The organism is Streptomyces anandii JCM 4720 (assembly GCF_014650655.1).
GTDB lineage: Bacteria > Actinomycetota > Actinomycetes > Streptomycetales > Streptomycetaceae > Streptomyces > Streptomyces anandii.
Map to the genome: position 1 here is coordinate 23,983 of NZ_BMVJ01000028.1, position 25,015 is coordinate 48,997.

The following is a 25,015-nucleotide window of genomic DNA, read 5'->3' on the forward strand; positions in this document are numbered from 1 at the left end:
ACGGCTTTCACCAGCCGGTCCGCGAGGAGTCGCGTCGAGGACGGCTCTCGCACGCCGCCCGTGATGATCGTCAGTTTCATCGCGCTTCCGGATTGTCTTCGCTGTCGGTCTGCGGTTCTTCGTCGGCCGTACGGGCACGCAGCAGGGACTCGTGAGTGGGTGCTGCCGGAACGCCGGCCGGCCTGCCGACGGCGAACTCCTGGCGAAGCACCGGCACCACCTCTTCACCCAGGAGATCAAGCTGTTCCAGCACCGTTTTGAGCGGGAGACCCGCGTGGTCCATGAGGAAGAGTTGGCGCTGGTAGTCACCCACGTAGTCACGAAATCCCAAGGTTCTCTCGACGACTTGGGCCGGTGATCCGACCGTCAAGGGCGTCAGTGCGGTGAAGTCCTCCAATGACGGACCGTGTCCGTAGACCGGGGCATTGTCGAAGTAGGGCCGGAACTCGTCGACCGCGTCCTGACTGTTGCGGCGCATGAAGGCCTGTCCGCCCAGGCCCACGATGGCCTGTTCCGGAGTGCCATGGCCGTAGTGCTCGAACCGCCGGCGATACAGCTCCACCATCGCCTGGGTGTGCGAGGTCGGCCAGAAGATGTGGTTGGCGAAGAATCCGTCTCCGAAATAGGCCGCCAACTCCGCCACTTCGGGTGTGCGGATGGAGGCGTGCCATACGAAGGGTGGGACGTTGTCGAGCGGCCGCGGCGCAAGTGTGAATCCCTGCAGGGAGGTGCGCAGCTTGCCCTGCCAGTCCACCACTTCCTCGCGCCACAGGCGGCGCAGCAGGCCATAGTGCTCGACCGTCAGCGGCAGGGCGTTGCGTATGTCCTGCCCGAACCACGGATACACGGGGCCGGTGTTTCCCCGTCCCAGCATGACGTCGGTACGACCGCCGGACAGGTGTTGCAGCACGCTGAAGTCCTCAGCGATCTTGACCGGATCATTGGTGGTGATCAGCGTGGTCGAAGTCGACAGAATGATCCGTTCGGTCTGCCCGGCGATGTAGCCGAGCAGCGTCGTCGGCGAGGACGGCACGAAGGGTGGGTTGTGGTGCTCGCCGGTGGCGAAGACGTCCAGTCCCGCTTCCTCGGCCTTGCGGGCGATGGCGACGGTGGCCCGGATACGCTCAGCCTCGGTGGGTGCCTTTCCCGTAGTCGGGTCGGGAGTGACGTCGCCGACTGTGAAGATGCCGAACTGCATCCCGGACGCTTCGGACGAGCCCATGTCGAACTCCCTCGGACGCGCATTCTGGGCCCTTTCCCCCATTTTTCCACGCTCGTGCCCACCGTGCAGAATGCGCTTGACCGAGTGAGGTTCTCGCCGAGGGTGACCTACGTTTCCCGGGTCGCGCGGGTCACAGACCGGGGAACGACTCCTTCAGTGACTCCAGCACATGGTCGGCTTTCGCGGCGCGAAGTTGCTGGGCGGTGTAGTGTCCGCTGGCGACCCCGACAGCGGTGGCGTCCGCCGCGTGCGCTGCCTCGATGTCACGTGGAGTGTCTCCGACGACATACACCTCGGTTCTGGCGAGGGCGCGGCCATGGAGTCTTGCTGCCTTCGCGACGGCCAGGCGCGTCACCTGTTCCCGGTCGGGGGAGTCCGATCCGTAGGCGCCGAAGACGAAGTAGCGGCCCAGCTTGCCCGGTTCCATTTTGAGCCTCGCCGCGCCTTCCATGGCACCGGACACCACACCCAGGATGGCACCCGCTCGCCCCAGTCGGCGCAAGGTCGCCTCGGCGCCGTCGAGGACTCGATAGGCCTCGGAGGACCAGATTTCCTCGGACAGGTGCCACAGATAGGCGCTGTACAGCCGCATCATCTCGTCGTGGCTGGGGTCACGACCCAGCACCGCCCTGAATGTTTCCCGTCCAACCTGAGGGTCGGTCTCGCCCGCCGACGTGTGTTTCCCGATGTCTGCGGGAACGCCGTGCAGTTGATCAAAGGCCCAGGCCCAACTGCGTGTTCCCGCACCCCCGGTGTGGACCAGGGTTTCGTCGATGTCGAAGAGGACAGCGAGGGGTCCTGTCATATCCGTTCCTCTGGGCGCGGGGTGGTGAGTGGTGTCAGGTCCTTACTGCAGAAAACCACGAGGACGAGCGTGGGGCGCTTCGAGGGGATCCGGTGGGAGGAGCGGAGCATGGCTGCCAGCTGGGGTCAACGCCATGACAAGCGCGCTACCTGGACGCGAACAGGTCTTACGGTGTGTACGGCAGTGACCACCGTAGTGGGCGGCGCGGCCTTCGCCGCCGGGGCGGCCCCTGTCTCAGCGTGCCGACGTCGAAGACCGATGCCGAGCCCTGTCGGGCGGCCCGTTGCGGTGTACCTGCCAGTGGACGACGCCGGCATTCCCACAGGTCGGCGCCCGGTCGACGGCACGCCTTACGACCTGCGGGAATCTGAACCCGTGCCTGGGGCAGGTCGCCAGGAACAGGTACCGTCCGCCGGTCAGAGATCCAGGCGATAGGGGAGCAGGCATACGACCACGTCGGTGCGCGCGCTCAGCACGCCGGCGAGCAGGATGCCGCGTTGGTTCTGCAGAATGCGAAAGCGGCGGTGGGCGGGCTCCACCTGAGGGATGAGCACTGCCACCTGCCTGCCGTCGCGGCTGGCCTGCTCCACGTAACCAAGGACCGGAGGCACCAGCGAGTGCAGGGGGCTCTCGACGATGTCGAGCCGGACACCCGTACCCCACCGTGCCCAGTCGGCGCGCATGGTGGCGGCTTTCGCCTGATCGGAGAAGGCCGCCACCACCACGACCTCGTCACCCAGTGAGAGCGCGGCGGCGACGGCGCGCTCGGCGACCGCGTCGACCTCACCCAGGGGAACGATGACCAGACTGGAGGCTCGTGCGGGCACCGCGGGCATGCGTCCCCGTCCGAGTTCCACGCCGGCCAGCGTGTAGTAGCGCTCAATCCTGGAGAACAGGAGCATGAGCAAAGGCACGATGAGCGCCACGAACCAGGCTCCCGCCAGGAACTTGGTGGTGATCAGCACCACGGCTGCCACGGCAGTGAGCACGGCTCCGACTCCGTTGATCACCGCCCGGGGCACCCAGCCGGCCGGACGCCCGGTGGCCCAGTGCCGTACAAGACCGCTCTGGCTGATGGTGAAGCCGACGAACACCCCGACAGCGAAGAGAGGGATCAGCCGCTGCGTGTCGGCGTTGACCGCGATCAGCAGTGCACACGCCAACACGGCCAGAGCGAGGACACCGTAACGGTGGACGGGCCGTTCCGCGCGCAGCGCGAACAAGTGGGGCAGGCGGTTGTCCCGGGCGAGCAGGCTCATCAGCACCGGCAGGCCGCCGAAGCTGGTGTTGGCGGCGAGGCCGAGCGCGAGGGTGACGACGACGCTGGTGGCGTAGTAGGCCCAGCCGGTTCCGTAGGCGCCCGCGGTGAGTTGGGCCAGGACCGTCACGCCTTGGCGGGGGACCACGTGGTGGCGGTGGATGACCAGCGTCAGGCCGGTCAGCAGCGCGCCCAGGAGCACGCCCAGCAGGAGTTCGGTGCGCTGTGCCCGCCTGATACGCGGCTTGCGGAACATCGGGACAGCGTTGGCAACGGCCTCGATCCCGGTCAGCGCGGAGCATCCCGCGGAGAATGCCTTGAGCAGTAGGAGCAGCCCCAGTGCCTCAGTGGCATGGAAGGACTGAGGCGTACCGACTGTGGCGGCGGGTGCGGACCGCGACAGCCCCACGACGACGATGCCGAGCACACTCACGACGAAGAGGACCATGGGCAGCATCAGCACGCGCGCGCTGTCCGCGATACCCCACAGGTTCACCACGGTGAGCAGACCCAGCCCGCCCAGACACACGGCGAGAGAGTGGTGCGCGAGGACAGGGAAGGCTGACGCGAGGCTTGCGGCGCCGGCGGCAAGGCTGACCGCGACGGTCAAAACGTAGTCGACCACCAGGCCGGCTGCGGCAAGCAGACTGACCTGGGGCCCCAGGTCCTTCTTCGCCACGGCGTACGATCCGCCGCCGTCCGGATGCACGGCGATCACCTGGCAGTACGAAACGATCAGGACGCCCAGCAGCCCTCGATGACCAAGGTGATCGGCAGCGCAGCGGTGATCGCTCCCACTCCGGCGGCCACAAGCGTGAGCATGATGGCCTCGGGACCGTACGCGACCGAACTCAGCGCGTCCAACGACAGTGCGGCGAGCCCCTCGGTGGCAGTCAGATGTGACTTGTCGCCCTCGCCGTGGCACCGCACGACCTTCGGATGCAGCTTTCTGGTGGCCAGTCCGAATGTCACGCCAACCTCTCTTGGTTGCTTGGCGCCCCCGCACTGCTCTCGGGCACGGACGTGTCACGCCTCACGAAGACAGACGGGATTTAGTTGTACCGAAGTGGTCCGTCAGGGTTCTTCCATCGGAGGCCATCGCCGGTACGTGTTCGCTCCCCTGGCCGAAGCATCGGAACTGAGCGGGCTGAGGTGCGTCGCGACACGCTGTCGGAGGCAGGGAGGAGACGCGGGCCTTCGGCGCATGCAAGCGGCGCACCTGGGACAGGCGGTGCGACTGCAAGCGGCCCTGGCGGACTCGATCGCGTCATCACTCGGAGGGTGCTGATGAACGGGTTCGTGGCCGATGCCCTGCACAAGACCGAGGACAACGTCAAAGCGGTCGTCGGCCTCCGCACCCCGGAAGCCGCCGAGGCGGAGAAACCCGATTTCGGCCCGGCCGCTCCCGCCGAGCCGCTTTCGGCGTGCTTCGCGGACGTGCACGCGGCGTCAGTCCGAGGCCTGAGTCTGCAGTGGTTGCCTGCCGAAACGAGCCTGGAGAGCGGCGTCCACCTCGTTGAACTCGCGGTTGCGGGTCTCGGGCACGTATCGACCGACGAACCACAGGGTGAAGGCACAGACCGCGGCGAAGATCCAGAACGTCGCGCCCGGTCCGATCGCATCGGCCAGGGGAAGGAAGACGAGACTGACCACGAAGTTCGACGCCCAGTTCACCGCCGTGGACGCGCCGGAGCCGGCGGCGCGGGCCGAGGAGGGGAAGAGTTCCCCGACGAGGACCCAGAACACCGGACCGAGCCCTACGGCGAAGGAGGCGATATAGACCACCATGAACACCAGCGACAGGACCGAACTCATATCTGCCACATAGGAGAATCCCAGCAGGACGAGCATGACCAGCATGCCCGTCAGTGAGCCGAGCAGGAGTGGGCGACGCCCCGCGCGGTCGACCAGTTTGATCGCTACAACCGTCATGATCAGGTTGATCACACCGATGGCCACCGAGTAGAAGATCGAGTTCGAGGCCGACAATCCGGTTTTCTCCATGAGCGTCGGCGCGTAATAGATGATGGTGTTGATTCCGCCGAACTGCTGTGCGCCGGCCAGCGTGAGACCGACGATCAGTGCGGGTCGGACCCGGGGCACCAACAAGACGCGCCAGTTCTTCTTGTCGGAGTCTTTCTCCTTGTCCTCCGTTGCGCGTCGCCGGGTAGCGAGTTCGATCAGGTGATTCGCTCTTTCCTCGCTGCTGACCGATTCGATCACCTGCCGCGCTTGGTCCGTCCGGCCTTCCAGAATCAGCCACTGCGGGGATTCGGGCAGCAGGAACATGGCTCCGGCGACCATCAGCAGCGCCGGGATCGCGCCCACAGCGAACATCCCGCGCCAAAGTCCACCGCTCGCGAAGGCGAGGTTCACGAGATAGGAGATCAGGATACCGGTCGTGATCATGAGTTGGTTGAGTGTGAGAAACCGTCCCCGCAACTCCGTCGGAGAGACCTCCGACAGGTAGACGGGGACGGTCGCCGACGCCGCGCCGACCGCCAGGCCGAGGACGACGCGCCCCACCAGTAGCATCGCGTAACCGGTGGCGAACACCAGAATCGCGGTGCCTGCGATGAACACCAGGCCTTCGACCGCCAGCGTCCGTCTGCGGCCGTGCCGGTCCGCGAGCCGTCCCGCTCCAAGGGCGCCCAGCATCGCACCGATGAGCAGGACGCTGACGACGCTGCTCTGCTCGAGCGAGCTCAGATGGAAGTCTTTCTTGATGTACAGCAGCGCCCCGGAGACAACACCCGTGTCGTAGCCGAACAGAAACCCGCCGAGTGCGATGGTCAGCGCCCAGATGTGAACCTTCTGGACCCCTGCGGGGGAGATGCCGGAAACGGGACTTTCCGTTCCCGGCTCCCGGGAAAATCCCTGCGTCATTCGATTCCTCGTTATCGCGGGCGGAAAACGGCGAAGACCCCGACGCTGCATAAGGCATACGTCCACACGGGCTCGTCGTGCACAGGCGACCCGCGACGCTCCGAGCGGACAGTCCGTTTCTCCATGAACAGAACCACAGCCCCGCGCGGACAGCATGCCGGACGATGCGACCGGGTGCATCGGCGCCGCAGAGTCACCGCACGCTCGGACGCGGAGGGAGACCTGCCCGACCAAGATCACGAATGGCAGGGATCCAGGGGGCGGAGCAGGCACAGTCGCCCCTGACCGCCGACCGCCGTCCCGTCTCGCGCGCATCGACCCCGACGACCCGTTCATCGTCTTCGCGGTCCTGTACGAGGGCCAGTCTCTGGGCCCGGCAGAGCTGTCTGCCGCCCGTGGAAGAGCTCCGCGGAGGCATACCAGGGGGCCTCTTCGTCGGGGAAACGCCCGCACGCTTTGACCGCCTGTATCCGCAACGGTGGTTGACGGGCTCCGGGATCCTGGCGGGCCAGCTGGTCCCGGCAGGGACAACCGGGCCGCGTCGGGCGGCCGGGGGAGGGGCAGCTCGGTCGCGCGGGTGGTGCCTTCGGCGTCGGCGGCCGCGGTGCGGCGCGCGGTCCCACCCTCCTGGTCACGATTCCCCACCAGGGTGCTGACCACCGACGGTGCTGCTGACCGTGTCAGAACCGGTGTGAGAAGCCGTGCTGGAGGCCCTCGATCACAGCGAAGCCGCCATCTTTCCCGCTGAAGCTCGGGCGCTCATCTAGGGTGAGACGATGGGGTTCGAACTGCGGGAACGGTGGGGCGCACAGCCGTTGTGGGCCAGATGCGTTCTCGCGGTGTACTTGATCGGTTTCGGTGAGGGCACGGGTTCTCACATCGCGGATCTGGTACGTGGCGGCATCCACGCCTATGCGTCGTTTTCTGAGGTCTCTCTGCAGGTATTCCTCGTCAGTTTGGTGATCCTCGATCCGTTGGCTGCCGTGCTGCTCGGGCTTGTGCGGCGGGAAGGGATCTGGCTCGCAAGCGTCGTGATGGTGTTGGACGTCAGCGCGAACTGGTGGGGCAACCGGCACTGGTTGAGGGATGACCCCGCGCAGTTGCTCTGGTTGTTGCCCATCACTGTCTTCGGTGTGTTCGTCGTTGCGTTCGCGGTTCCCTTGCACCATACGGTTGCCGGGGCGGCGAGCAGATCGCCGGTGGCTCTGCCGTCAGGCTGACGGCTCACGTCGTCCAACCTCTGCTGCCGGCGTCAGGGCCGTAAGCACGGTTTCCGGTATCCCCTGTTTCAGGTGGTCCGGCGCGCTTTCAGGCATTCCAGGAGAACGTTCACCATGGTCGACATTGTCGCGATCCACGTAGACCGGCGAGCCGCGGGAACGGCTGGTTCGCTGGTTCCAGGAGTTCGCGTGCGTGACGGCCAAGTTCAGGGAAGGTCCTGTTGACTCATCGCGGTGACGAGGGAGGAGGAGATGTGGGCCAGGGCGGGGTCTGCAGCGACGAAGAACGTTTCGACTCCGGCCAGTTCGTGGTTCATGCGGGCCATCGGCATCTCGTAGTCCAGGTCGGCAACGCCGCGGACTCCGCGGATGACGACGTCGATTCCGACCCGGCTGCAGTAGTCGACCAGCAGGCCGCCGGTGTGGGAGTCAATCGTCACGTTACGCAGGCCAGTTGCTGCCGCACGGAGCCGGTCCAGCCGTTCCATGACGGGGAAGCGTCCGGTCTTGTGAGAATTGAACATCACGCACACGACGACCTCGTCGAACAGGAGGGCAGCGCGCCGGAGTACGTCCTGGTGCCCTCGAGTGACCGGGTCGAAGGATCCTGGGAAGAGGGCTCTCATGATCGGAAAGAATAACCGGCCGCCCGGTACTAAGACGCCAGAGCAGCCAAACCACCAAGATCATGCGTGACAAGAGAAGAACGTCTAGCGCCGTGACCGGATGGCTGAGCCTGTTTGTGTGCGCAGACCGACCCATCAGGAGGGGCAGAAGCTCTGCAAATCGTTCGTCGGGGCAACACCAGTTCGGTGCGGTACCGGCGCGCAACGATGCTGTTGGCTTCGGTCGGCGGGAACCGGGCGCTGGTGATCGCCCAGTTGCTGCAGGCTGGAGCGTCTGGGCGCCACCGCTCACGGCCCGCGAGCGGCCGCGTAGTGGCGGCGATCGCGGTTGTCCTGGACCACACCACTGCGGGTGCCTTGTACGACCCGAAAGATCCGTTCAACGAGGCGGTCGCCGCGTTCTACGTCCAGGCCTCCGGCGGACTCGGTGACCTGTATGCGCCGGGGCTGTCGCTGACGGCCGGCGAGGCCGAACGGCCGGGCCTGCTCGGCTACGTCAACGGGCTGCGGTTCATCCGCATCGAGGCGTTCGACACCGACGCCGCGGTGACCGCCACCGAACTGCTGCGCTTCGGGCACTCCTGGGCCGCCGTCCACGCCGTCCACGCCGCCCGCCCTTCCCCCGCTCACCCCGCCGGCCGGTACCTGCTCACGCTGAAACCGAAGGCGTACGCGGGCACTGGCGTCCAAGCCGTCCACCCCGACCAGTAACAACTCCTGGCGACAGAAAGGCGGCCGAACCACCCCTCCCGCACCACCTACCACCGACACCACCATCGCTCGTCCTGAGTGAACACCCGAATTCGCCAGCACTTCACCGACGTAACCGATGAGTTCCAGCAGCAGTCGGCGGTCAGCGCGTTCGCGCATGCTCACGAGGTTGACGGCGCTGACGTCAGTGAGGACGTCCGCGCTGACCACGGAAATGACCAGCGGCTCCGCAGGACCATGCGCGGTAGTCTCGGGCCATGCCCGAGACATCAGTGGCGCACTTCTACGACGAACTGGCCGACGACTACCACCTGATCTATTCAGACTGGGACGCGAGCATCCGTCGGCAGGGGGGCGCCCTGGACGCCCTGATCGGCCAGGATCGCGCGGCGGTGCTCGACTGCTCCTGCGGCATTGGCACGCAGGCCATCGGCCTTGCGCTGTATGGGCACCGCGTCACCGGGACGGACCTCAGCCCACGCGCCGCTGCCCGCGCTGCCCGTGAGGCGGCCCGCCGGAGCCTGAGTCTGTGCACGGCCGCCGCCGACATGCGGCGCCTCCCGTTTCCCGATGACCAGTTCGACGCCATCGTCTGCGCAGACAACTCGCTGCCTCACCTGCTGACGGAGCAGGATGTGCACGCTGCCCTGGCCGAGATGCGCCGTGTGTTGCGTCCATCTGGCCTGTTGCTGGTCAGCACGCGCCCCTATGACGACCTGGTGCGCGACCGCCCCGCTTCGACGCCTCCACAAGTCCACCGGGTCGCCGACGACGGAGAACGGACAGTCACCTTCCAGCTCTGGCACTGGCATGACGACGGCGAACACTACGACTTGGAACTGTTCCAACTCCTGCAGGCAGGCGGAGAGTGGTGCGTCACCGTGCGCCGGACCACCTACTGGGCACTCGGCCAGGACCGGCTGGCCGGCCTCGCAGCCGAGGCCGGGTTTGTAGACCCCGGCTGGCGAATGCCGCAGGAGACAGGCTTCTTCCAGCCACTGCTCGCCGCCCGTGCTGGCAAGTAGGCGCTTCCACCGCCCGACTCGACCGCCGCCCACGCGCGGACGCCAGTGTCGGGGTGGCTGGCCTACTCGCTGCGGTACGGCGCAGGCGTGGGTGGGCCGGCTGGTCACTCTCCGCCCAATGTGGGCCGCCAGCACGCGATGGACGTCACGCTCGTAGAGCCGGAGCTGGTGGGGGAAGCCCGCATCGACATCGCGCGTGATGCTGCCGGCCCGGTGGCGTCGTCCAGGACGCTGACATCGTGCCCGCCCATGTCTGTCCCACATCGACATCGCCCAGCGGACGGTCGACCGGGTACTCAACTGCTCAGACATTTACGGCATCTGACGACGCCTCGTAGAGCCCACGGCCCGCGACGCCACCGGAAGCAACAGCCACGACGGACCGGCCCCGGCCACGCCGGCCGCGCCCCCGCACGAGGTTCCGGGCGCACGAACCACCGCCGGCAGGAGCGGCAGCCGGCCGGCCGGGAGCAAGGGCGTACAGGCCGACCGGCAACCACCCGCGACGGCGCGACCGCCCAGAACGCAAGGCTGCCCGCCCATGGGCCGGCGGCAAGGACCGGCACACAGACGCCGGCCGGCCACGCCCAGGTACGCCCAGACCACCCCACTCTGCCCGGCCCCCAGGCACGCGCCTGTCGCCCCGCCCGAGCCCGTCGCACAGTGCCGCGTGACCTCGTGTTCTCGGCACAGGTTGGCGGCGCGCGCGGCAGGGCGTGGGCCGGTACACCCAGCGGCCCGGCCAGGCGGAACCACCGCCCCGCCGGACCCCCTCCTCCGCCGTTTGACCACCGGCACATTCACATTCCCACCCGTGCCGCCACCATTGACGACTGGCACATTCACGTTGCCCCCGTGCCGCTACAGAAAGCACTGGCCGGCACCAGAGCACCCCGCCATAGCCAGAACACTCGCCGCGGTCAGAACAGCCAGGCCCGTTTCGGACGGCTCTGACCAGGTGGTCGCGGTCGGCGCGGACCACGTTGGTGGCAGAACGGCGGAGCAATGACCAGATGCCCTCGACCGGTTCAAGCCGGGTGCACAGGACGACAGTTGGTCGATGGTGAGCCAGTCGCGATCAGTTACCTACTGGCGTAATCGACTTCAGCGATGAACATCGATGTCCCAGGCGACCACAATGGGTCCGTCGAGCTGCAGGTGAGTCCGGACGAGAAGGTCGCGGTATTCCTGCCAGGTGAAACGTCGGTGAGCAACCCGGGGATCGCCCTGGCTGCCGGGACGGTAGATCAGCAGGACCAGCCGTGCCGCCTGAGCAACTCCCACACCCCACGGATCGACTGCGACACGTTCAGCTGATCTGTGATCAGCAGGCGCACCCGCGTGAGTGGCCACCGTTCATCTGCCCGGCCTTGCGCATCGCGCCTGCAAGCAGTGACGGCTTGTTGCCCGAAATCGTGGTCGTCGACCGTGGGTGACGTGGCCGGGCATGAGGGACGCAGTACCTGTTGTCCTTCCCTCGCGCCAGGACCGGCGCCAACACGCGGCCGGCATGCGTACCCGCTCTCGCGCGACCTGGTCCTGCGGAGCGAGGCCCCCGCCCTTACGGAGGTTGGGCGGGAGTGTGACGGGCCCCGCCCGGGTTGCGGGCATGGCCACGACTGGGGCTGCTGAGGGGCGACGCGAGCGGCTGGCCCGGCCCGAGTGCGGGTTCTGCCACCGGCAGTGGGCAGGCATGCGGTCGCGGAGCGGCCCCTAGAAGCTCGGGAGGGTTCCAGGGGCCGCGTTTGTTGCGCGTTACGCCTGGCCGGCGCTTTTCCGCCGGCAGGGGCGCGTGTGCTGTCGGGGCTGGGTTCCGTGTGCTGAGCGGCGGAACCCTCGGCCTCTTGTTAGCGGGGCGTGCCGATGACGGTGCAGAAGTTACCGATGTGCTCGTTGTTGGTGCCGGTCACCGCACCGGTGGCGGGGGCGAAGGCAAGGCCGCCGTCGAAGTCCTGGTCGCAGTGGACGAACTGCGTGTTGTTGCCGGGGTCGTCGTTGCCGAGGTCGCCGGCGTGAGCGGCTGTGCCGGCCAGCCCCATGCCGCCAACGAGGACCGTCAGAGCTGCGGCCTTTGCGAGCTTGTTCATAGTGTCTCCTGCTTCTCTCATTACCGGCCATCACAGACGGTGTCTGGACGATCCCAGACTGTAACAGACCGTTGCTGAGTGTCCGCATATCTCGTCCAGTGCAACGAACCGGAACGCCGGGACTGCCAAGTGCTGCGGGCTGCTACCGAGGGCCGCGCGAGGACGGTTGCGACGTTTCGCCGCGAAGTACACCCGCTTGGCTCAAGAGTGGAGGGTGCCGAGGTTCCACGGCGCGTGTCCTGCCCTGGTGGTGCCTTGCGCTGGGTATCTTTGTGGGGAGTCGGAACAGACGCTTGAGGCGAATATGTTCTGCAGGGGACCCGTCCGGCCTTTGAGGCCGCGTGGTCATGCGACGGGCCCTGATGGGGCCCACTCAAAGGTGGCGCCACGATGGCTTGTCTCCGGCCGTCGTGGGCGAAGCCTGGGGAGTGGCCAACGCCAGGGCCCGTCGTCCCGGACGATGCGGCTGCGCGTGAAATTCGCTCCGCCGGGCCGTGTGCGGACGGGGGTGCGGGACGCGCGCACCGATGAGCACGGACAGGGACACGTCGACCGCCATGTGGTCGTCGACCTGCGGCCCGGGAGAGTGCATGGCGTCACGGGCGGTCAGACGGGTGCCGTCGGCGTTAGCGGGCTGCTGTGTTCGGGGCGGGGACGTTGTCAAAGGCTTCTCCTCCTCGTTGGGGCAGGCAGGACGGGCGACAACTCGTCCCGACCGCAGGGCGCGCTTCCCCGGCCTTGAGCTGTGGGTTGCTCTTCGGCGCAGGCCGACGGCCCGGGCAAGGCCCTGCCGCTTCCGCCGCAGCTGGCGGCCCGGTTCCTGTGATGCCGGCCGACGGATCTCTTGCCTGCGGGGCGTCCTTCGACCAATGCGGAGAGGACGACGGGCACGCCGGAGGGAATGCGGGCGCGGTGGCACGACCAAAAGGTGCCTGCGTCCGTGCCCGGGCGCCAGAACGACGGTGCTCGATGCGTGCGCGGTGGTGGCCCGGCGTACCCGGACGACCTGGCCGCGAGCATGCGGGCTGGCGCTCCGGTCCATGCCGTGCCGGTCACCCGGACACTGAGGATTCGGCCCCTGCCGTGGCAGGCCGGAGAGGAGCTGCGGGAGTTCTGTCGGGATATCGGAGGTGCGCGGCCACCACGCCCCCTCGATACGGCGCGGGAGGGCGCCTTCGGACGCCAGGTACGGGCGGAGCAGGGGCGGCCCCGTTGGCGGCGGCCGTAGACGGTCGCTCGTCATGAAGGCCTCCAGTCGAGTGGCTCGGCGCGGTACGTCGTCCTCTGCCGAAATGGAGTTCCTGGTCGGCAAGGAACGCGTCGGCTCGGCTCGCTGGTGCGGTCACGCGGGTCGTCGGGGCGGATCGACTGCGCCGGGGTCGGCTGTTCGTCCCTCCCAGGCGTCCTGCGCGCCCACGTACGCGGGGAATCGGTCGAGGAGACCGTTGCAGCGGAAAACCAGGCCCGTCGTGTGGTTGCGCTAGACGACGCGCAGCCAGCCGCTCCGGGCGCGGCAGTCGTACCAGGCATCGCACAGTGGCGTCAGGATGCTGCAGTCGGTGAAGGCGGCCTTGCTCAGGTCCACGATGAGGAGGAGCCGTCCGGGCCGGGCCGCGCGGGCTTCGGCCAGGGCGCCGGCCAGGGCGCCGGCCAGGGGCGCCGCGGTCTGCCTGCCCAGTTCGCCGTGTGCGCGGACGATGCGGCATTCCTCGAACAGCGCGGGCGCCCCCCCCTTGCGTGGTCAACGACTCGCGACGGGACGGGTAGGCAGTGCCGGCCGTTGGCGCCCCAGGGCCGGCGTGCCTCATTCCGTTTCGGTGAGGGCCATGTGCGCGGCGGATAGCAGGTTCTCGGGGTCGGCGGCGGCCAGCAGCCGGGCGGCTGTTTCCGCCGGTTCATCCGGCGGGACCACCAGGGGCACCCAGCGTCTCACGGAGCCGCAATCCAGGGAGATCACGTGCGTCTCGTCTCCGGGGTGAGGGACAGGCGAGGCGTGGGCATGTGGTCTGTGGTCGCGTCGGCTGAGGACACGCCTTCGGCTGGTGTTCCGCCGGGTACCATCGTGCGATCCCGTTCCGGGCGCCGTCGGACGACTGCCCCTTTCGTCACTCGCCGGGAACGGCACCGTCGGTCGCGCTGCGCGAAAAGCTCTCGGTGTGGTCAGGTCACCTCTGGATGAGGCGACGAGGGCGGATCAGTCGTCGGGCTGTGCGTCCTCTGGCTCCACCTGGTCCTTCTGTTGCTCCTCCAGTTCCTCCATCAGACGGATGCCCTCGTGCGTGAGCGAGACGGTGGCGGGGGTGCGGTGTGACGTCCAGTCCACGCTGATCAGGCCCTCGTCGGCCAAGTAGGCACAGGCCGCCGAGAGATCCTCGTCGGGCAGGCCGAGTTCGGCGCGCAGCGCCGATCCGTTGACGTCGGGGCGGTTGTGCTCGACGGCCCCGTACAGGGATCGCAGGACCGCCTTCCGGTTGCTCTTGCGTTCGCGGAGTTTCGTCATGGCTGTCGTTCTCCGGTTTGACGGCCGCGCGGGGACTGTGGCGACGACGGATCCTCGAGCCGCTCGGATTCGGCTCACACCTCGTCGGCGTGTGTCTGTGTCTGCTCTGTCGAGGTGCTGGTCGTGAGCCAGGACTGTGCGGGTTCCGCCGCTTGAGCGGTGTCGAGGGTGATGTGGAGCCGAGTCCCTCCTGCGCGGTCCGCGGGATAGCTGCGCTGCTCGGTCGAGGCGAAGCAGCGCCGAAGCACTTCGGCGACGCGCCGGGCGACCTCTGGCGTCGCGGCCACGATGCGGACCTCGGCGTGGCTTTCGGAGGGGAAGGGCTCGTGCTTCATACGGACCTCCTGGCAGGTGAGGGTGCAACCACGACTGAGGTCGCTGCCCGGCGCCCGTCAATGGTGGGGGCTGCGGCGCGCACCGTTGACACCCCCTTTTTGAAGGGTATGCCCGGCAAGGGAGCGTGCGTGCCACGACCGACCCTCGCGGACACCAGTGCCCTGCTGGAAACAGGCTGTCGCAGTTGTCGGCCGCCGCCGCCATCTGGCGGGCCCGGCCGGGAGTACGCCTGGGAGACGCCGAGGGCATTCCGCGCACCGCGGCTCCGACACCGGCGCCCCTCTTGGCATCGGCGACGCCGGATCGGCCCTGGCCGGACCCGGTGCAGGGTTCGACTCATGAGCGCGCACATGCTCCTCCCGACGGCCTCGGAGTTCCTCTGCCCCGGTCGGCACCGGGCAGGTCGCGCACACGTAGGCCAGGCCAACCGAAGCGGGAGCGGGGATCCTCCCCCCGCGAGGGAGAACGTCTCCGTCCATTGGCGCACGGCCAGGTCGAGGACCGCCTGCAGGAGCTCGGCGACCTGTACGCGGAGCTCTCCGGCGGTGGCCGATGGGCGTGGATGAGGGAGCTGGCGAGCAGGACGGTGTCGCCCGTGCCGATGCGGATCACGTGGTCGCGGTTGGCCATTCGTGACAGCGCGGCCATCGGTTCGCCCGGGGACCCGGTGCACACCAGAGTGATCTTGTGGCGCGGCCCCGCCCTCCACGGCACTACCGCCCCCCCACGTCACTGCCTCGCTCCGGCAGCGCGCCCCCGCTCGCCGGCACCCCGTCCCGGCACGGACCTCAGCCCCCGTACCCGGTTCACGCGCGGGCGCGGTCGGCGACGGCTTCGATCGCTGGGGGTTTGTCGTCGTACGCGTCGAGGGTGAGCTGCTGGGTGGCCCGGTCGGCGGGGCGAAGGGCATCGGCACGCAGCGATGCTGCGGACCCGGGCGCGCTGGAGACCGAGGGAGTCGTACACCGCGTACGCCGCACGGGCCAGGAGGACGGTGTGCTGGGTGGCTTCGGGCAGGGTTCGGCTGCGGCGGGTGGCGCTGAGGGCGGCGTAGCGGATCGTGCAGGTCACGCCCGTGGCTATCTGGCCGGCGTCCGGTTCGGCCGGGAGGTCGAAGTGCAAGTGGAGGATGTGACAGCCCATGGTGATCACCCAGCGCTTCCCTGACTTCGGTGGCCGAGCCGGCGCAGGTCCGCCGAGCGGGTGTCGGCGGGCAGCAGGTCGGCGTATGGGTGCAGGCGGGCTCCGGCGGTGCCGTCGGCGAGCGTGCGCTGCGAGGTGGCCGTCTGGGTGGGGGCCGGGCTGGTGCGGCCGAGGAGGTCGAGGGCGGCCTGGGGGGCGTGGTCGCGGCGGGCGGCGGCCACCTCGTCCAGGTCCCAGACCATCTCGCCGATGATGGTGCGGCGCTGGCCGCGGGCCTCCACCGGGCCGCGGACCGGGACACGGCTCCGAACGCTCCGCACGGGGCGGACGGGGCCACCTGCGTACAGGCTGGCACCTCCGCCGGGGCCGACACCCACACCCCGCACCGGCCGGGTTCGGGCCGCCCTCGGGCTACGGGCCGCAGACGGGCTTCGGACCGTCGTCCTCGCACGACGCCGTGGTCGGCCCCGATGAGTCGCCGGCCTCCTACCCGGTGGGCCCCCGCGGCCGACGCCGCCACGGCCGGGTGGTCGTGCGAGGAGCCGGACGCCGTCGCCTCGTCCGTGGTGGGGACCGTGCTGGCAGGAGTCCTGGTGTGGACTGTGCTACCGCAGGGAGGCGACAACGACGGGGGACAGGCCGCCAGTTCGAGGGTCGCCAGAACAACAACTGTGCCAACGCGAACGTCAGCGACATCTCCGTGACCGGCAGTGAAGTGGACTCCGAGTGCCTGAACACGGACCGCTCGAACGACAAGCGCAGCGTCACCGCGACCGGCGGTGCCCGCGCCGAGGGCGGTGCCGGCGGAGCTGTCTTCGTCGGCCAGCAGAACACCTCGCCCCTCGTGAAGGGGGGCGGCGCAGGTACCAGCGGAGGCGCCGGCGCCGCCAACCTGTTCCGGCAGAGCACCGCTCAGGAAGGACGCCAGAACAACCACTGCATCGACCTCAACGACACCGACCTCACGCTGACCGAGGCTGAGGTGAGCGGTGAGTGCCTAACGAAGACCACTCGGACAACAAGTACACCGTCACCAAGGGCGGTGGAGCCCGGGCCGAGGGCGGCTCCGGCGCCGCGGAGGCAACGGCTCCGGTGGGTCGGGAGCTACGCCGCCGCCAGGACGTCGATCACGCAGACCAGGGAGGCACCCGCGGGAATTCCCTTCGGCGGATGGTTCCCGTAGGCCTGGTCGGGCGGGAACACCAGGAGCAGCCGACTGCCCACTCGGCTGCCCACCAGCGCGTGGTCCCAGCCCCTGAGCACGTTGCCGCGTCCGATCACAACCGCGAGCGGGCCGCCGTCGGCCGCCGAACTCTGGACCAGTGCTGCCTTGTCCTTGCCACGCTCGGTCTGCCACACGGCCGTGGAGTACTGCAGCACCACCGTCTGACCGGCCTTCACGACCGGTCCGCCACCCGTCACCAGAGGGGCGGTGACCGTGTGCCGGGGCGCGTCGCGGTCGGGGACCGCGATGGTGTCCGTGCCCCGGCCGTGGTCGGGACTGACCTGCGGCAACGAATTGGCGACAGCGTGCTGGTCACCGGCAACGAGCGCATGCGCGGCGACGACGTTCACCACGTCCACCACGAAGACCACGGTGTCCTTGCCCGACAGCCCGAAGTGGCCGTTTCCGGACGGGCCGTAGGCCGCTGCTGGCGGGGCGACCACGAGCACCCGGCTCCCGGCGCGCTGTCCCGCGACCGCCCGGTCGAGCGCGGGGAGCGTTGCGCCGCGACCCACGGCGAACACCAAGGGATGCGCTCCCTTGTCGTAGGGGCCGGGCAGGAGCCGGTCGGTGCGCCACACCTTGGCCGCGTACCTGATGACGGCGACGTCTCCCGTGTGCGCCGCCCGCCCGTGACCGCCGTACTGGGGGGCGACGACGAACCGGCCGCTCGGGCGGGTCTTCGGCACGGTGATCCGGGGGCGTTGTCCGAATCGGCCGGAGACCGTCGGCAGCACCGTGTCGGTCGGCTCGGCCGTGGGGACGGGCCGCTCCCGCGGTGCGGGGGCGCTCGGTGCGGCCATCGGCCGGTGCCAGCCGTCTGCGGAGCCGGGGCTGTGCGCTGCGTGGCCGCTGCAGCCGGCGAGGGCGACAAGACAGCCGACGAGCAAGGTGGCGAGGAGACGCCACGCCGGTTTTCCACCCTGACGGTGGTGGGGGCGGTCGTTCATGTTTCCCACGGGTAGACCTTCTTGTTCTTCTTGCGTCCGCCGAACAGGAGCAGCGCGACGATCGCTGTGGGCCCGAAGAACAGCGTGATGAAGCTCCAGTCGCGGTGATCCGCCCCCTTTCGGCGGGCGATGCGGGAGGCCGCTACGGAGCATCCGATGTTCAGCGCGAGGCAGAGGATGCCCAACAGGATCCGGACCGGATCGTGTGAAACGGAGATAGCCATAATTCCTCGAGAGCTCGACACGCGACCGCCACCGGGCAGGGCGGGCCCGGAGCCCCACCCTGCCCGGCCGGTCACGGCCTGCGTCAGTAGTAGTACCTGATTCTCGCGTCGTACATGTACGGGCCGTCATAGACGGTGTGCCGCCATGTCAGGAACCAGAGGGCGGTGATCTCCACCGTCCCCTTCGCCACGTACCAGTAGTAGGTCTCCTTCTCGTGCTCCCACCGTCCGTGGTGGCAGCGTCTGAAGTACCAGTTCTGGTAGCCGTACCGGGTCTTCATGCCGACGACCTTGATGCGCAGGTTGCCGTAGGACATCCCACCGAAGATCCAGTTGAAGAGATTGAGCGCGTTGCGCTTGAACCAGCTCTTCATCCACTGGCTGTAGTTGTCGTGCCAGCGGCCCCAGTGGATGTGGCCGATGGAGGTCTCCCGCCAGTAGCTGTTGGACCGGGTGCACTTGCAGTGGCTCGACGTACCGGAGTCGTCCTGCTGGTTCAGCGGGTCCTGGCCGACGTAGTCGTAGGCGTTCGCCGACCCGCCGGGCACGGGGTCGCTCTGCAGGAACCGCCCGGTGGACGGGTCGTAGACGCGCAGCCCCATGAGGACGTCGCCCGAGACGGTTCCGCTGTCCCGCAGTGTGGCGCCGCGGAAGCCGTACGTCGCCGCGGCGGCGCCGGACTCGGGGTTGCCGAACTCGTCGAAGGACTGCGAGACGACCGGGGCCGACTGGTCCAGGGGCAACTGGACCGTCACGTTGCCGGCCAGGTCGGCCAGTTGGAGCACGGTACCAGCCGTGGCGCCGGTGACGGCGTCGAGGCCACCGCCGATGCCCTGGACGTTGCGGCTGACGGTGCCTGCCGCGTCCACCGTCGACCAGTCGGGGCTGTCGGTGTCGTCCCCGTAGTGGTCGCTCCTGACCGCCGTCTGGCTCCAGGTGCCGTCGGCGTTCTGGGTCTCGGTGACCGAGGACGCCGGACGTCCGGCCGCGTCCAGGCTCCAGGTCTGCCGGCGCGTGCCGGAGGTCTCCTGCCGGACGAGGTCGGTGGTGTAGTACGCGAAGGTGGTGCCGTTGGCCTTGGTGGTGGTGCGGCCGAATGCGTCGTAGCCGGTTCCGGCGTTCACCAGCCGGTCGGCGCTGTCATACGTGTTGGTGGTGCTGGTCGCGCCGGTCGAGGAGCAGCCGGCACCGACCGCGCCCACCGAGACCGCCTCACTGGTGCGGTTGGAGTCGCCGTCGAACCCGTAGTCCCTCCTGGTGCAGTTGCCGTCCGGGCTGCTGTCGTCGGCGCGGGTGAGCCGGCCGACCCGGTCGTAGCCGTAGTCACGGCTGGCCGTCTGACCATTGGTGTCGTCGTCCGCGACGACCTGGTCCTGAACGGACCGTTCGGCGGAGTCGGACGCGACGACGGTGCCGTCGCTGTCGCGCGTGTAGGTCCTGGAGGTCTGTGCTCCTGTCTCGTCGGTGCCGACGCTGAGGGTGTAGCCGCCCGGCAGTTGCTCGGTGGCAACACCACCGTCCGCGTCGTAGGTGGCGCTGAAGGTGCCTGCCACGGAGTCGGTGCGGGAGGTCTCCAGACCGCGCGGGTCCTTGGTGGTGTCGTAGGTGTAGGTGGTGGTCGACGGCGCCGAGTCGGTTGTCCTCACCGGGCGGCTGAGCAGGTCGTACGCGGTGGTGCGGACGTTGCCCGCGCCGTCGGCGTAGGAGATGTCCCGGCCCAGCGAGTCGTACGTCCGCCTGACGGTGTGCCCACCCGACGCGACGGTGGCGACGTTGCCCGTTGCCGCGTCGTAGGTGGCGGTGGTGTCGGCGACCGCGGTGCCCGTGCCGCCGGTGATGCTGACGGTGGTGGTGCGGCCCGCCGCGTCGACGGTGACGGTGGTGGTGCGGGTCGTGCCGCCCGCGGTCCGTGTTTCCTTGGAGACATCGCCCCACCGGTCGTACTCGTACGACTTCGTGGGCAGTTGGGCCGGGTTGCTGCCGCCGCCGGTGATGTCGCCGGCCGGACCGACGGAGCACACCATGTCCGCCCACTCGGGGCGCCCCTGGCAGTTGCCGGTGCCGGTGGCCGACCAGTAGGTGGTGACCGTGGCTCCGGCGTCGGAGCCGTTCGACGTGGGCATCATGCTCTTGACCTCGCGACCCTGGGAATCGTATGAGGTCTTGCGCGTGATGGCCAGGCCGGACGGGTCCTGGGTGCTGGAGGTGGGCAGGCCCTTGACCCAGTCGTAGGCGGTCGCGGTCGTCCGGGTGTCCGCGTCGGACGGGTAGCCGTCCACGTGCGCGCCGACGACGACGGTCGTGGGCTCGTTGCTCACCGAGGCGGTGCCGTCGGTGGGACGGCCCTCGTCGTACGTGGTCACCGTGTGCCGACGGGCGGCGATCGCGGTGCCGGCGGGCAGGTCGGTGCCTCCCGAGCCGGCCTTGAGGGTGCCGGTGAGCGTGACCATGTGCAGCGGGCCGTACTGCTGCAGCTCGCGCAGCCCGTCGCTGGAGTACACGTGGGTGGTGGACAGTTGCTCGGCCCGTTCCGCGGGGGACAGACTGCTGATGCCGAGCGAGGTGAGTTCGTCCAGCTTCGTCCCGGAGGAGGCGAGAGCCAGCTCACGGTTGCCGGCGGTCAGCTCCCGGAGCGTGTTGCCGGTCCCGTCGTATTCGGTGGTGGTGATGTGCCCGCCCGGCGACGCGGAGTTCACCTCGCGGCCGGAGGCGTCCGCGTAGCTCAGCGACGCGCGGGTGTACGACGAGGCGGTGAGGTCGGTTCCGTTGTGCGAGGCGGGCACCGAGTCCGCCGGGAACACCGCGGCGGCGTCCGTCGGCACGTCCGTCTGCCCCCAGGCGGCCACGTCCGACGTGCCCATCTGGTACGGCGCGGCGCTCCCGCTCAGCGGTATGTCGTAGACCATCGAGACGGTGGCCGTGCCACCGTCGGTCTGGCTCTGCGAGCCCTGCGCGAGCGTCGGCCGGGATGCCGACAACAGCATGCCCGCACCGGCCGTGGCGGCGTTGCCGGCCGTGCCGTAGGCGAAGGTCCACGGCAGCTCGCCCGGCGGGGTCAGGGTCGCCACCCGTCCCGCGCTGTCGTAGGTGTAGGTGGTCTTCAGCGCGGGCGAGATCCGCGGGTCCCACTCCTCGCGCAGACGACCGGAGTCGTCGTACGCGTACTGGGCGATCGCCGTGGACGTCGCCGTCGAGGCGCCGGGGCTGGTGGCCCATTCCAGGATCTGTTTCACCTGGCCGGTGTAGTCGCCGAAAGCGTTCGAAGTGGCGGTGGTGGAGGTCGCGTAGACGTACTGCAGCATCCGGCAGCCCGCGGTGGAGGGGGTCGCCGCACACGTCGACGAGCTGACCGCCGATGTCGGGGCGATCAGGTACTTCGGGCGGGCCAGCGTGCTGGTGCCCGACGTCACTTTCTCCGACACCACCGTGGTGGTGGAGTCGGAGAGGGGGGTGAACGTGGTGGACACCTGCCAGGTGGCCGCCGCCGGATCCACCTTGGCGAAGGTGGTCGTGGTGCCCTGGTCATCCGTGAGCGTGAAGGTGCCGGTCAGAGAGCCGGTGAGGGTGAGGTCCTCCGCGCCCGGCTCCGGCTTCCAGCCGCCGCCACTGGTGGCCGTGAAGCCGGTTTCGTTGCCCTCACTGTCCACCACGCCGACCGAGGTGGACGAGGTCTCCCGCAGGTAGTCCCAGCCCGAGTCCGAGGTCTGCGCCGTGGTGCCGGAGGTCCACTGGGGGCCGAAGACGGGAGCCTGTCCTTCGGCGTCCGCGCCCGCGGTCGGGCGGCGGGAGGAGGCCGTGCGGGTGACCGTCATGCCGAATGCCGAGGCATCGGTGGACGGCAGGGTGTAGTCACCGGTCAGTTCGTTCGCCGAGCCGGGGCCGATGTCGGCCGAGGGCGCGTCGCCGGCGTTGCGGTCGACGGTGACCGTCACGGGCTGCGAGTAGCCGGTGGTGGTGCCGTCCGTGAAGGCGGCACGGATGTCGACCGGACCGTCCTCGCTCAGGCTGGTGGTGATGTTCCATGCCAGAGCGGGCGGTGCGCCGTTCGGAGCCGTCAGGGGCCAGGAGGTGACCGCCGAACCGTCACTGTTCTTGGTGACGTCGGCCAGCGGCACCGTGTGCCAGGAGTCGGTCTCGCCACGCCGGTACTGGTACGTCACCCCGGTGTAGGTGGACTTTCCGGTGGCGGACAGTGCGACGCGCCGCGCGGGCCGGTCGCCGTCGCCGGGCGAGAGCACGGCCGCGCCGTCGGCTCCGACACCGAAGGCGTACTGGGTTGTCGTGGTGGACAGGTTGCCGCCGGAGTCGACGGTCTTGGCATACAGGGTGTGCCAGCCGTCGGCCGGGTCGACGGTGATGGTCAGCGGGTCACCGCCGTTGCCGTCGACGGTGTCGTCGATCCGGTGCGGGGTGCCGGCGTCGTCCAGGCCCCAGTAGTAGCCCTGCCCGTCGCTGGAGGACGTGTCCAGGGTGCAGGTCGCACCGTTGGAGGAGTCGGTCGTCCAGGAGCTCTCGGTGTACGGGTCGCACGTGATGCTCGGAGCGGCCGGCTTGGCGGTGTTGAGCACGAAGGTGGTGTAGGCGGACCAGGTGCCGTAGTCGGTGCCGTCGTAGCCACGCACCCGCACCCGCAGGTGTGAGCCGGCCGGGAAGGCGTTGGCGGACGGCACGGTGAGGTTCGCCGTCGAGCCGGAGGCCACGCCCGACGAGGTGGCGGTGTACGAGTACGTGCCCGCGTCGTTGTAGGCCGGGTCGGGGGTGACCTCGAACTGCGCCTTGACGGTGCCGCCGTCGGCGTCGGTCACCTTGGCGGACAGCTGCGGAGTCAGCGAGGTGACGTACCGCTTGCCGTTGTAGGCGTTCATCTGGGACGGCGAGATCGCCACCGACGCCGGTACGGCCGGGTACGAGTTGTAGGTGACCGTCAGGTGCGGTTCGACCGAGGAGTCGCCGGAGACGTAGTTGGCGGAGCGGAAGCGCCGCCAGGTCAGCGCGTCGGTCTCGCTGGCGCCGCGGACCTGCAGGCCGTAGTTGGCCGAGCCGCTCGCCCAGGCCTGCACGATGGCGTCGATGTCGAAGTTCATCGTGCCGGCCGGGCAGGAGGAGCTGTATCCCAGCGCCGCCGTGTTGGTGACCGCGCCGGTGGTGGTGGTCGACGGCTGCGCACCCCAGGTGATCGTCGAGGGGTCCCAGTCGGAGGTGATCCGCCGCACCTGGGTACCCGGTCCGGAGGTGGAACAGGTCGAGGAGTAGTACGAGTACAGCGACAGGTTGGTGTCCAGGATGTGCTTGCCCGTGAACTTCGACACGTCGAAGTCGAGGTACGAGCGCGCCACGTGGGAGCCGCTGTCGTAGGTGCCGGACTTCAGCTCGGTCGAACCGCGCTGGGAGTCCAGGTAGTCAGGGGTCTGCACCCAGGTGTCGGTGGTGACCGCCAGCGTGGAGGTCGGGTCGATCGTCACCGGATAGGTCAGGTCCTTGCGGAACAGGAACGACGCGTCAGGGGTGAGGACCAGGGTCTGTCGGCCGTCCGCTGCGGTCTCGACCTTGGTGGCGACCTTCGTGACGTGCGCGGACTCCCCGGAACGCCGGTCCTTGGAGGCGTCCCACATGTGCGGCGCCGGAGCGTCGGCGACCAGGTGGCCGTGGGTGTCCTTCAGCTGCAGGTGCCCGGCCTTGGTGGCGGAGAGCTTCAGGCCCTTCAGGTGCAGCGGGATGCGGTAGGACGGTCGCGACGCGGGAGCGTGGGCCAGGTCGATGGTCTCGCTGAAGCCCTGCGGCAGTGCCGTCGCCTTCAGCGTCTGGCCGTTGCCCAGGCCGTAGGAGGCGGTCGCGCCGGTGACCTTCGGTGTCGGCAGCTCGTTCTGCCAGCCGATTCCGAACGACGCCGCCCCCCGGGACACCGAGGCAAGGGAAGTGTCACCGCCGTCGGACACGGCGACATGAGCGGCTGCTGCCCTGGGGGCCAGCGTGGTGCCCGCGTGTGTCAGCGCGGTGTCGACGTCCTTCCAACCGCCGCCCTGCTTCACCCGGATCGGCCCGGCGAAGGACTCGGTCTGGAAAGCTCCCGAGGGAAGCGCCCAGGTCGTGGTCTTCTCCGTCCGGTCGGCCAGCACCTCGATCCTGCGGTGTTGCAAGCGGGCCATCAGGACCGCGGACGCTTCGTCCTTGGCCTGCGCGGGGCCACGGACGGAGGACTTCGCCGACTTCCCCGTCGGCGCGTGGGCGACGACATCTGGGGTGGCGAAGGCGGTGCCGGTGGACTGCAGTACGAAAGCCGTCTCGGCGAGCAGCACCAGGGAGACCAGACCGGCGGTGCGGCGCAGTCCTGGTGACAGGCGGGACGGTTCTGTCCTGAACGGTCTCGGCCGCGCTCTCAAGCGGGCACGACTCATCCAAAACTCCTGTGAAAGATAAGTGCCGGGTAGGAAGGTGGGGGGCGAGGTGATTATTCGCAGCGCACACCCAGTCGCGGACGGCCGGTAAAGATCTTTCCATCAATGAGGAAAGAAGCGGGCCGCCGTGCCTCGCCGGGCGGGATGGCGACGCGCCGATCCGGTCGCGGGCGCGGCCGGCGGCCGCCGCTATGCGGCATTTCGCCTGCCCTGCCGGGTCGTTGACCAGCCTGCCGCCCCGCACAGGGGTTTACTTGATCTTGACGGAATAAGATGAAGATCCACCCGCAAATGATCATTGCAAGTGGAACGGGATGTTCCGGACTGTTCGCGCCAGTCGGACGCATGGGCGATGCGCGGCCGCTGCCGGGTAGCGCTCACAGCCACGTGATCCGGGTCAGG

General features: G+C 68.9%; 18 protein-coding genes and 3 pseudogenes. 3 read left to right on the forward strand and 18 right to left on the reverse strand.

The annotated features are described in order from the left end of the window. Positions 1–76 precede the first annotated feature (76 nt). From IE249_RS31925 to IE249_RS31940, 5 genes are all read right to left on the reverse strand, one after another. On the reverse strand, positions 77–1,198 hold the full coding sequence (locus tag IE249_RS31925; protein ID WP_189710510.1) for an LLM class flavin-dependent oxidoreductase: 1,122 nt from the start codon (positions 1,196–1,198) through the stop codon (positions 77–79). Positions 1,199–1,352: 154 nt separating this feature from the next. After that, on the reverse strand, positions 1,353–2,027 hold the full coding sequence (locus IE249_RS31930) for an HAD family hydrolase (RefSeq protein WP_189710469.1): 675 nt from the start codon (positions 2,025–2,027) through the stop codon (positions 1,353–1,355). 416 nt (positions 2,028–2,443) lie between these two features. Continuing rightward, positions 2,444–4,003, reverse strand: a complete 1,560-nt coding sequence (locus IE249_RS31935) for an amino acid permease (protein WP_308434425.1) — start codon at positions 4,001–4,003, stop codon at positions 2,444–2,446. 17 nt (positions 4,004–4,020) lie between these two features. Then, positions 4,021–4,257, reverse strand: a complete 237-nt coding sequence (locus tag IE249_RS39910) for a hypothetical protein (RefSeq protein WP_308434426.1) — start codon at positions 4,255–4,257, stop codon at positions 4,021–4,023. A gap of 477 nt (positions 4,258–4,734) precedes the next feature. Beyond that, entirely contained in the window at positions 4,735–6,171 is a 1,437-nt protein-coding gene (locus tag IE249_RS31940) for a sugar porter family MFS transporter (protein WP_189710471.1), read from the reverse strand. Between the two features lie 776 nt (positions 6,172–6,947). On the opposite strand from IE249_RS31940, the gene IE249_RS31945 reads away from it, so the two are divergent. Next, positions 6,948–7,391: a hypothetical protein gene (locus IE249_RS31945; RefSeq protein WP_189710473.1), complete on the forward strand. Its 444-nt coding sequence runs from the start codon at positions 6,948–6,950 to the stop codon at positions 7,389–7,391. A gap of 206 nt (positions 7,392–7,597) precedes the next feature. Here the strand turns inward: IE249_RS31945 and coaD are convergent, their stop codons facing one another. After that, positions 7,598–8,017: a pantetheine-phosphate adenylyltransferase gene (coaD, locus tag IE249_RS31950; protein ID WP_189710475.1), complete on the reverse strand. Its 420-nt coding sequence runs from the start codon at positions 8,015–8,017 to the stop codon at positions 7,598–7,600. Between the two features lie 100 nt (positions 8,018–8,117). Between coaD and IE249_RS39155 the strand changes: the two are divergent. Next, positions 8,118–8,284 (forward strand): annotated as a pseudogene (locus tag IE249_RS39155) (IS630 family transposase); the annotation flags it as partial. Between the two features lie 701 nt (positions 8,285–8,985). After that, positions 8,986–9,753, forward strand: a complete 768-nt coding sequence (locus IE249_RS31960) for a class I SAM-dependent methyltransferase (protein ID WP_189710477.1) — start codon at positions 8,986–8,988, stop codon at positions 9,751–9,753. A 1,247-nt stretch (positions 9,754–11,000) separates the two neighbouring features. Here the strand turns inward: IE249_RS31960 and IE249_RS40185 are convergent. The 12 genes and pseudogenes from IE249_RS40185 to IE249_RS32005 all read right to left on the reverse strand — a co-directional run bounded on the left by IE249_RS40185 (position 11,001) and on the right by IE249_RS32005 (position 24,613). After that, positions 11,001–11,090, reverse strand: a complete 90-nt coding sequence (locus IE249_RS40185) for a winged helix-turn-helix domain-containing protein (protein WP_189710479.1) — start codon at positions 11,088–11,090, stop codon at positions 11,001–11,003. 510 nt (positions 11,091–11,600) lie between these two features. After that, positions 11,601–11,840, reverse strand: a complete 240-nt coding sequence (locus tag IE249_RS31970; protein ID WP_189710481.1) for a hypothetical protein — start codon at positions 11,838–11,840, stop codon at positions 11,601–11,603. A gap of 373 nt (positions 11,841–12,213) precedes the next feature. Then, the gene (locus IE249_RS40190; protein WP_373304512.1) at positions 12,214–13,083 is read right to left on the reverse strand and encodes a DUF5994 family protein; all 870 of its coding nucleotides are present in this window, start codon (positions 13,081–13,083) and stop codon (positions 12,214–12,216) included. Between the two features lie 561 nt (positions 13,084–13,644). Then, entirely contained in the window at positions 13,645–13,773 is a 129-nt protein-coding gene (locus IE249_RS39795; protein WP_268249730.1) for a hypothetical protein, read from the reverse strand. 261 nt (positions 13,774–14,034) lie between these two features. After that, entirely contained in the window at positions 14,035–14,340 is a 306-nt protein-coding gene (locus tag IE249_RS31980; protein WP_189710482.1) for a hypothetical protein, read from the reverse strand. Positions 14,341–14,414: 74 nt separating this feature from the next. Next, positions 14,415–14,675, reverse strand: a complete 261-nt coding sequence (locus tag IE249_RS31985; protein WP_189710484.1) for a hypothetical protein — start codon at positions 14,673–14,675, stop codon at positions 14,415–14,417. Between the two features lie 523 nt (positions 14,676–15,198). Next, positions 15,199–15,372 (reverse strand): annotated as a pseudogene (locus tag IE249_RS40195) (RNase J family beta-CASP ribonuclease); the annotation flags it as partial. Between the two features lie 33 nt (positions 15,373–15,405). Continuing rightward, positions 15,406–15,819 carry a DinB/UmuC family translesion DNA polymerase gene (locus tag IE249_RS39165; RefSeq protein ID WP_373304513.1) on the reverse strand — a complete coding sequence of 138 codons (414 nt, stop codon included), beginning with the start codon at positions 15,817–15,819 and terminating at the stop codon, positions 15,406–15,408. Positions 15,820–15,824: 5 nt separating this feature from the next. Then, a pseudogene (locus tag IE249_RS31990) lies at positions 15,825–16,112 on the reverse strand (DNA polymerase III subunit alpha); the annotation flags it as partial. 811 nt (positions 16,113–16,923) lie between these two features. Beyond that, complete coding sequence (locus tag IE249_RS31995) at positions 16,924–17,847, reverse strand: FKBP-type peptidyl-prolyl cis-trans isomerase (protein ID WP_229859718.1); 924 nt, start codon at positions 17,845–17,847, stop codon at positions 16,924–16,926. A gap of 143 nt (positions 17,848–17,990) precedes the next feature. Further along, positions 17,991–18,218 carry a hypothetical protein gene (locus tag IE249_RS32000; RefSeq protein ID WP_189710488.1) on the reverse strand — a complete coding sequence of 76 codons (228 nt, stop codon included), beginning with the start codon at positions 18,216–18,218 and terminating at the stop codon, positions 17,991–17,993. 83 nt (positions 18,219–18,301) lie between these two features. Next, a complete protein-coding gene (locus IE249_RS32005; RefSeq protein WP_189710491.1) occupies positions 18,302–24,613 on the reverse strand; it encodes a DNRLRE domain-containing protein in 6,312 nt (2,103 codons plus the stop codon). Between the last annotated feature and the right edge of the window lie 402 nt (positions 24,614–25,015).

Coding starts and splice junctions, on each gene's coding strand:
- IE249_RS31925 (WP_189710510.1), bottom strand. CDS start 1,198: ATGCAGTTCGGCATCTTCACAGTCGGCGACGTCACTCCCGACCCGACT.
- IE249_RS31930 (WP_189710469.1), bottom strand. CDS start 2,027: ATGACAGGACCCCTCGCTGTCCTCTTCGACATCGACGAAACCCTGGTC.
- IE249_RS31940 (WP_189710471.1), bottom strand. CDS start 6,171: ATGACGCAGGGATTTTCCCGGGAGCCGGGAACGGAAAGTCCCGTTTCC.
- IE249_RS31945 (WP_189710473.1), top strand. CDS start 6,948: ATGGGGTTCGAACTGCGGGAACGGTGGGGCGCACAGCCGTTGTGGGCC.
- coaD (WP_189710475.1), bottom strand. CDS start 8,017: ATGAGAGCCCTCTTCCCAGGATCCTTCGACCCGGTCACTCGAGGGCAC.
- IE249_RS31960 (WP_189710477.1), top strand. CDS start 8,986: ATGCCCGAGACATCAGTGGCGCACTTCTACGACGAACTGGCCGACGAC.
- IE249_RS31970 (WP_189710481.1), bottom strand. CDS start 11,840: ATGAACAAGCTCGCAAAGGCCGCAGCTCTGACGGTCCTCGTTGGCGGC.
- IE249_RS40190 (WP_373304512.1), bottom strand. CDS start 13,083: ATGACGAGCGACCGTCTACGGCCGCCGCCAACGGGGCCGCCCCTGCTC.
- IE249_RS31980 (WP_189710482.1), bottom strand. CDS start 14,340: ATGACGAAACTCCGCGAACGCAAGAGCAACCGGAAGGCGGTCCTGCGA.
- IE249_RS31985 (WP_189710484.1), bottom strand. CDS start 14,675: ATGAAGCACGAGCCCTTCCCCTCCGAAAGCCACGCCGAGGTCCGCATC.
- IE249_RS39165 (WP_373304513.1), bottom strand. CDS start 15,819: ATGGGCTGTCACATCCTCCACTTGCACTTCGACCTCCCGGCCGAACCG.
- IE249_RS31995 (WP_229859718.1), bottom strand. CDS start 17,847: ATGGCCGCACCGAGCGCCCCCGCACCGCGGGAGCGGCCCGTCCCCACG.
- IE249_RS32000 (WP_189710488.1), bottom strand. CDS start 18,218: ATGGCTATCTCCGTTTCACACGATCCGGTCCGGATCCTGTTGGGCATC.
- IE249_RS32005 (WP_189710491.1), bottom strand. CDS start 24,613: ATGAGTCGTGCCCGCTTGAGAGCGCGGCCGAGACCGTTCAGGACAGAA.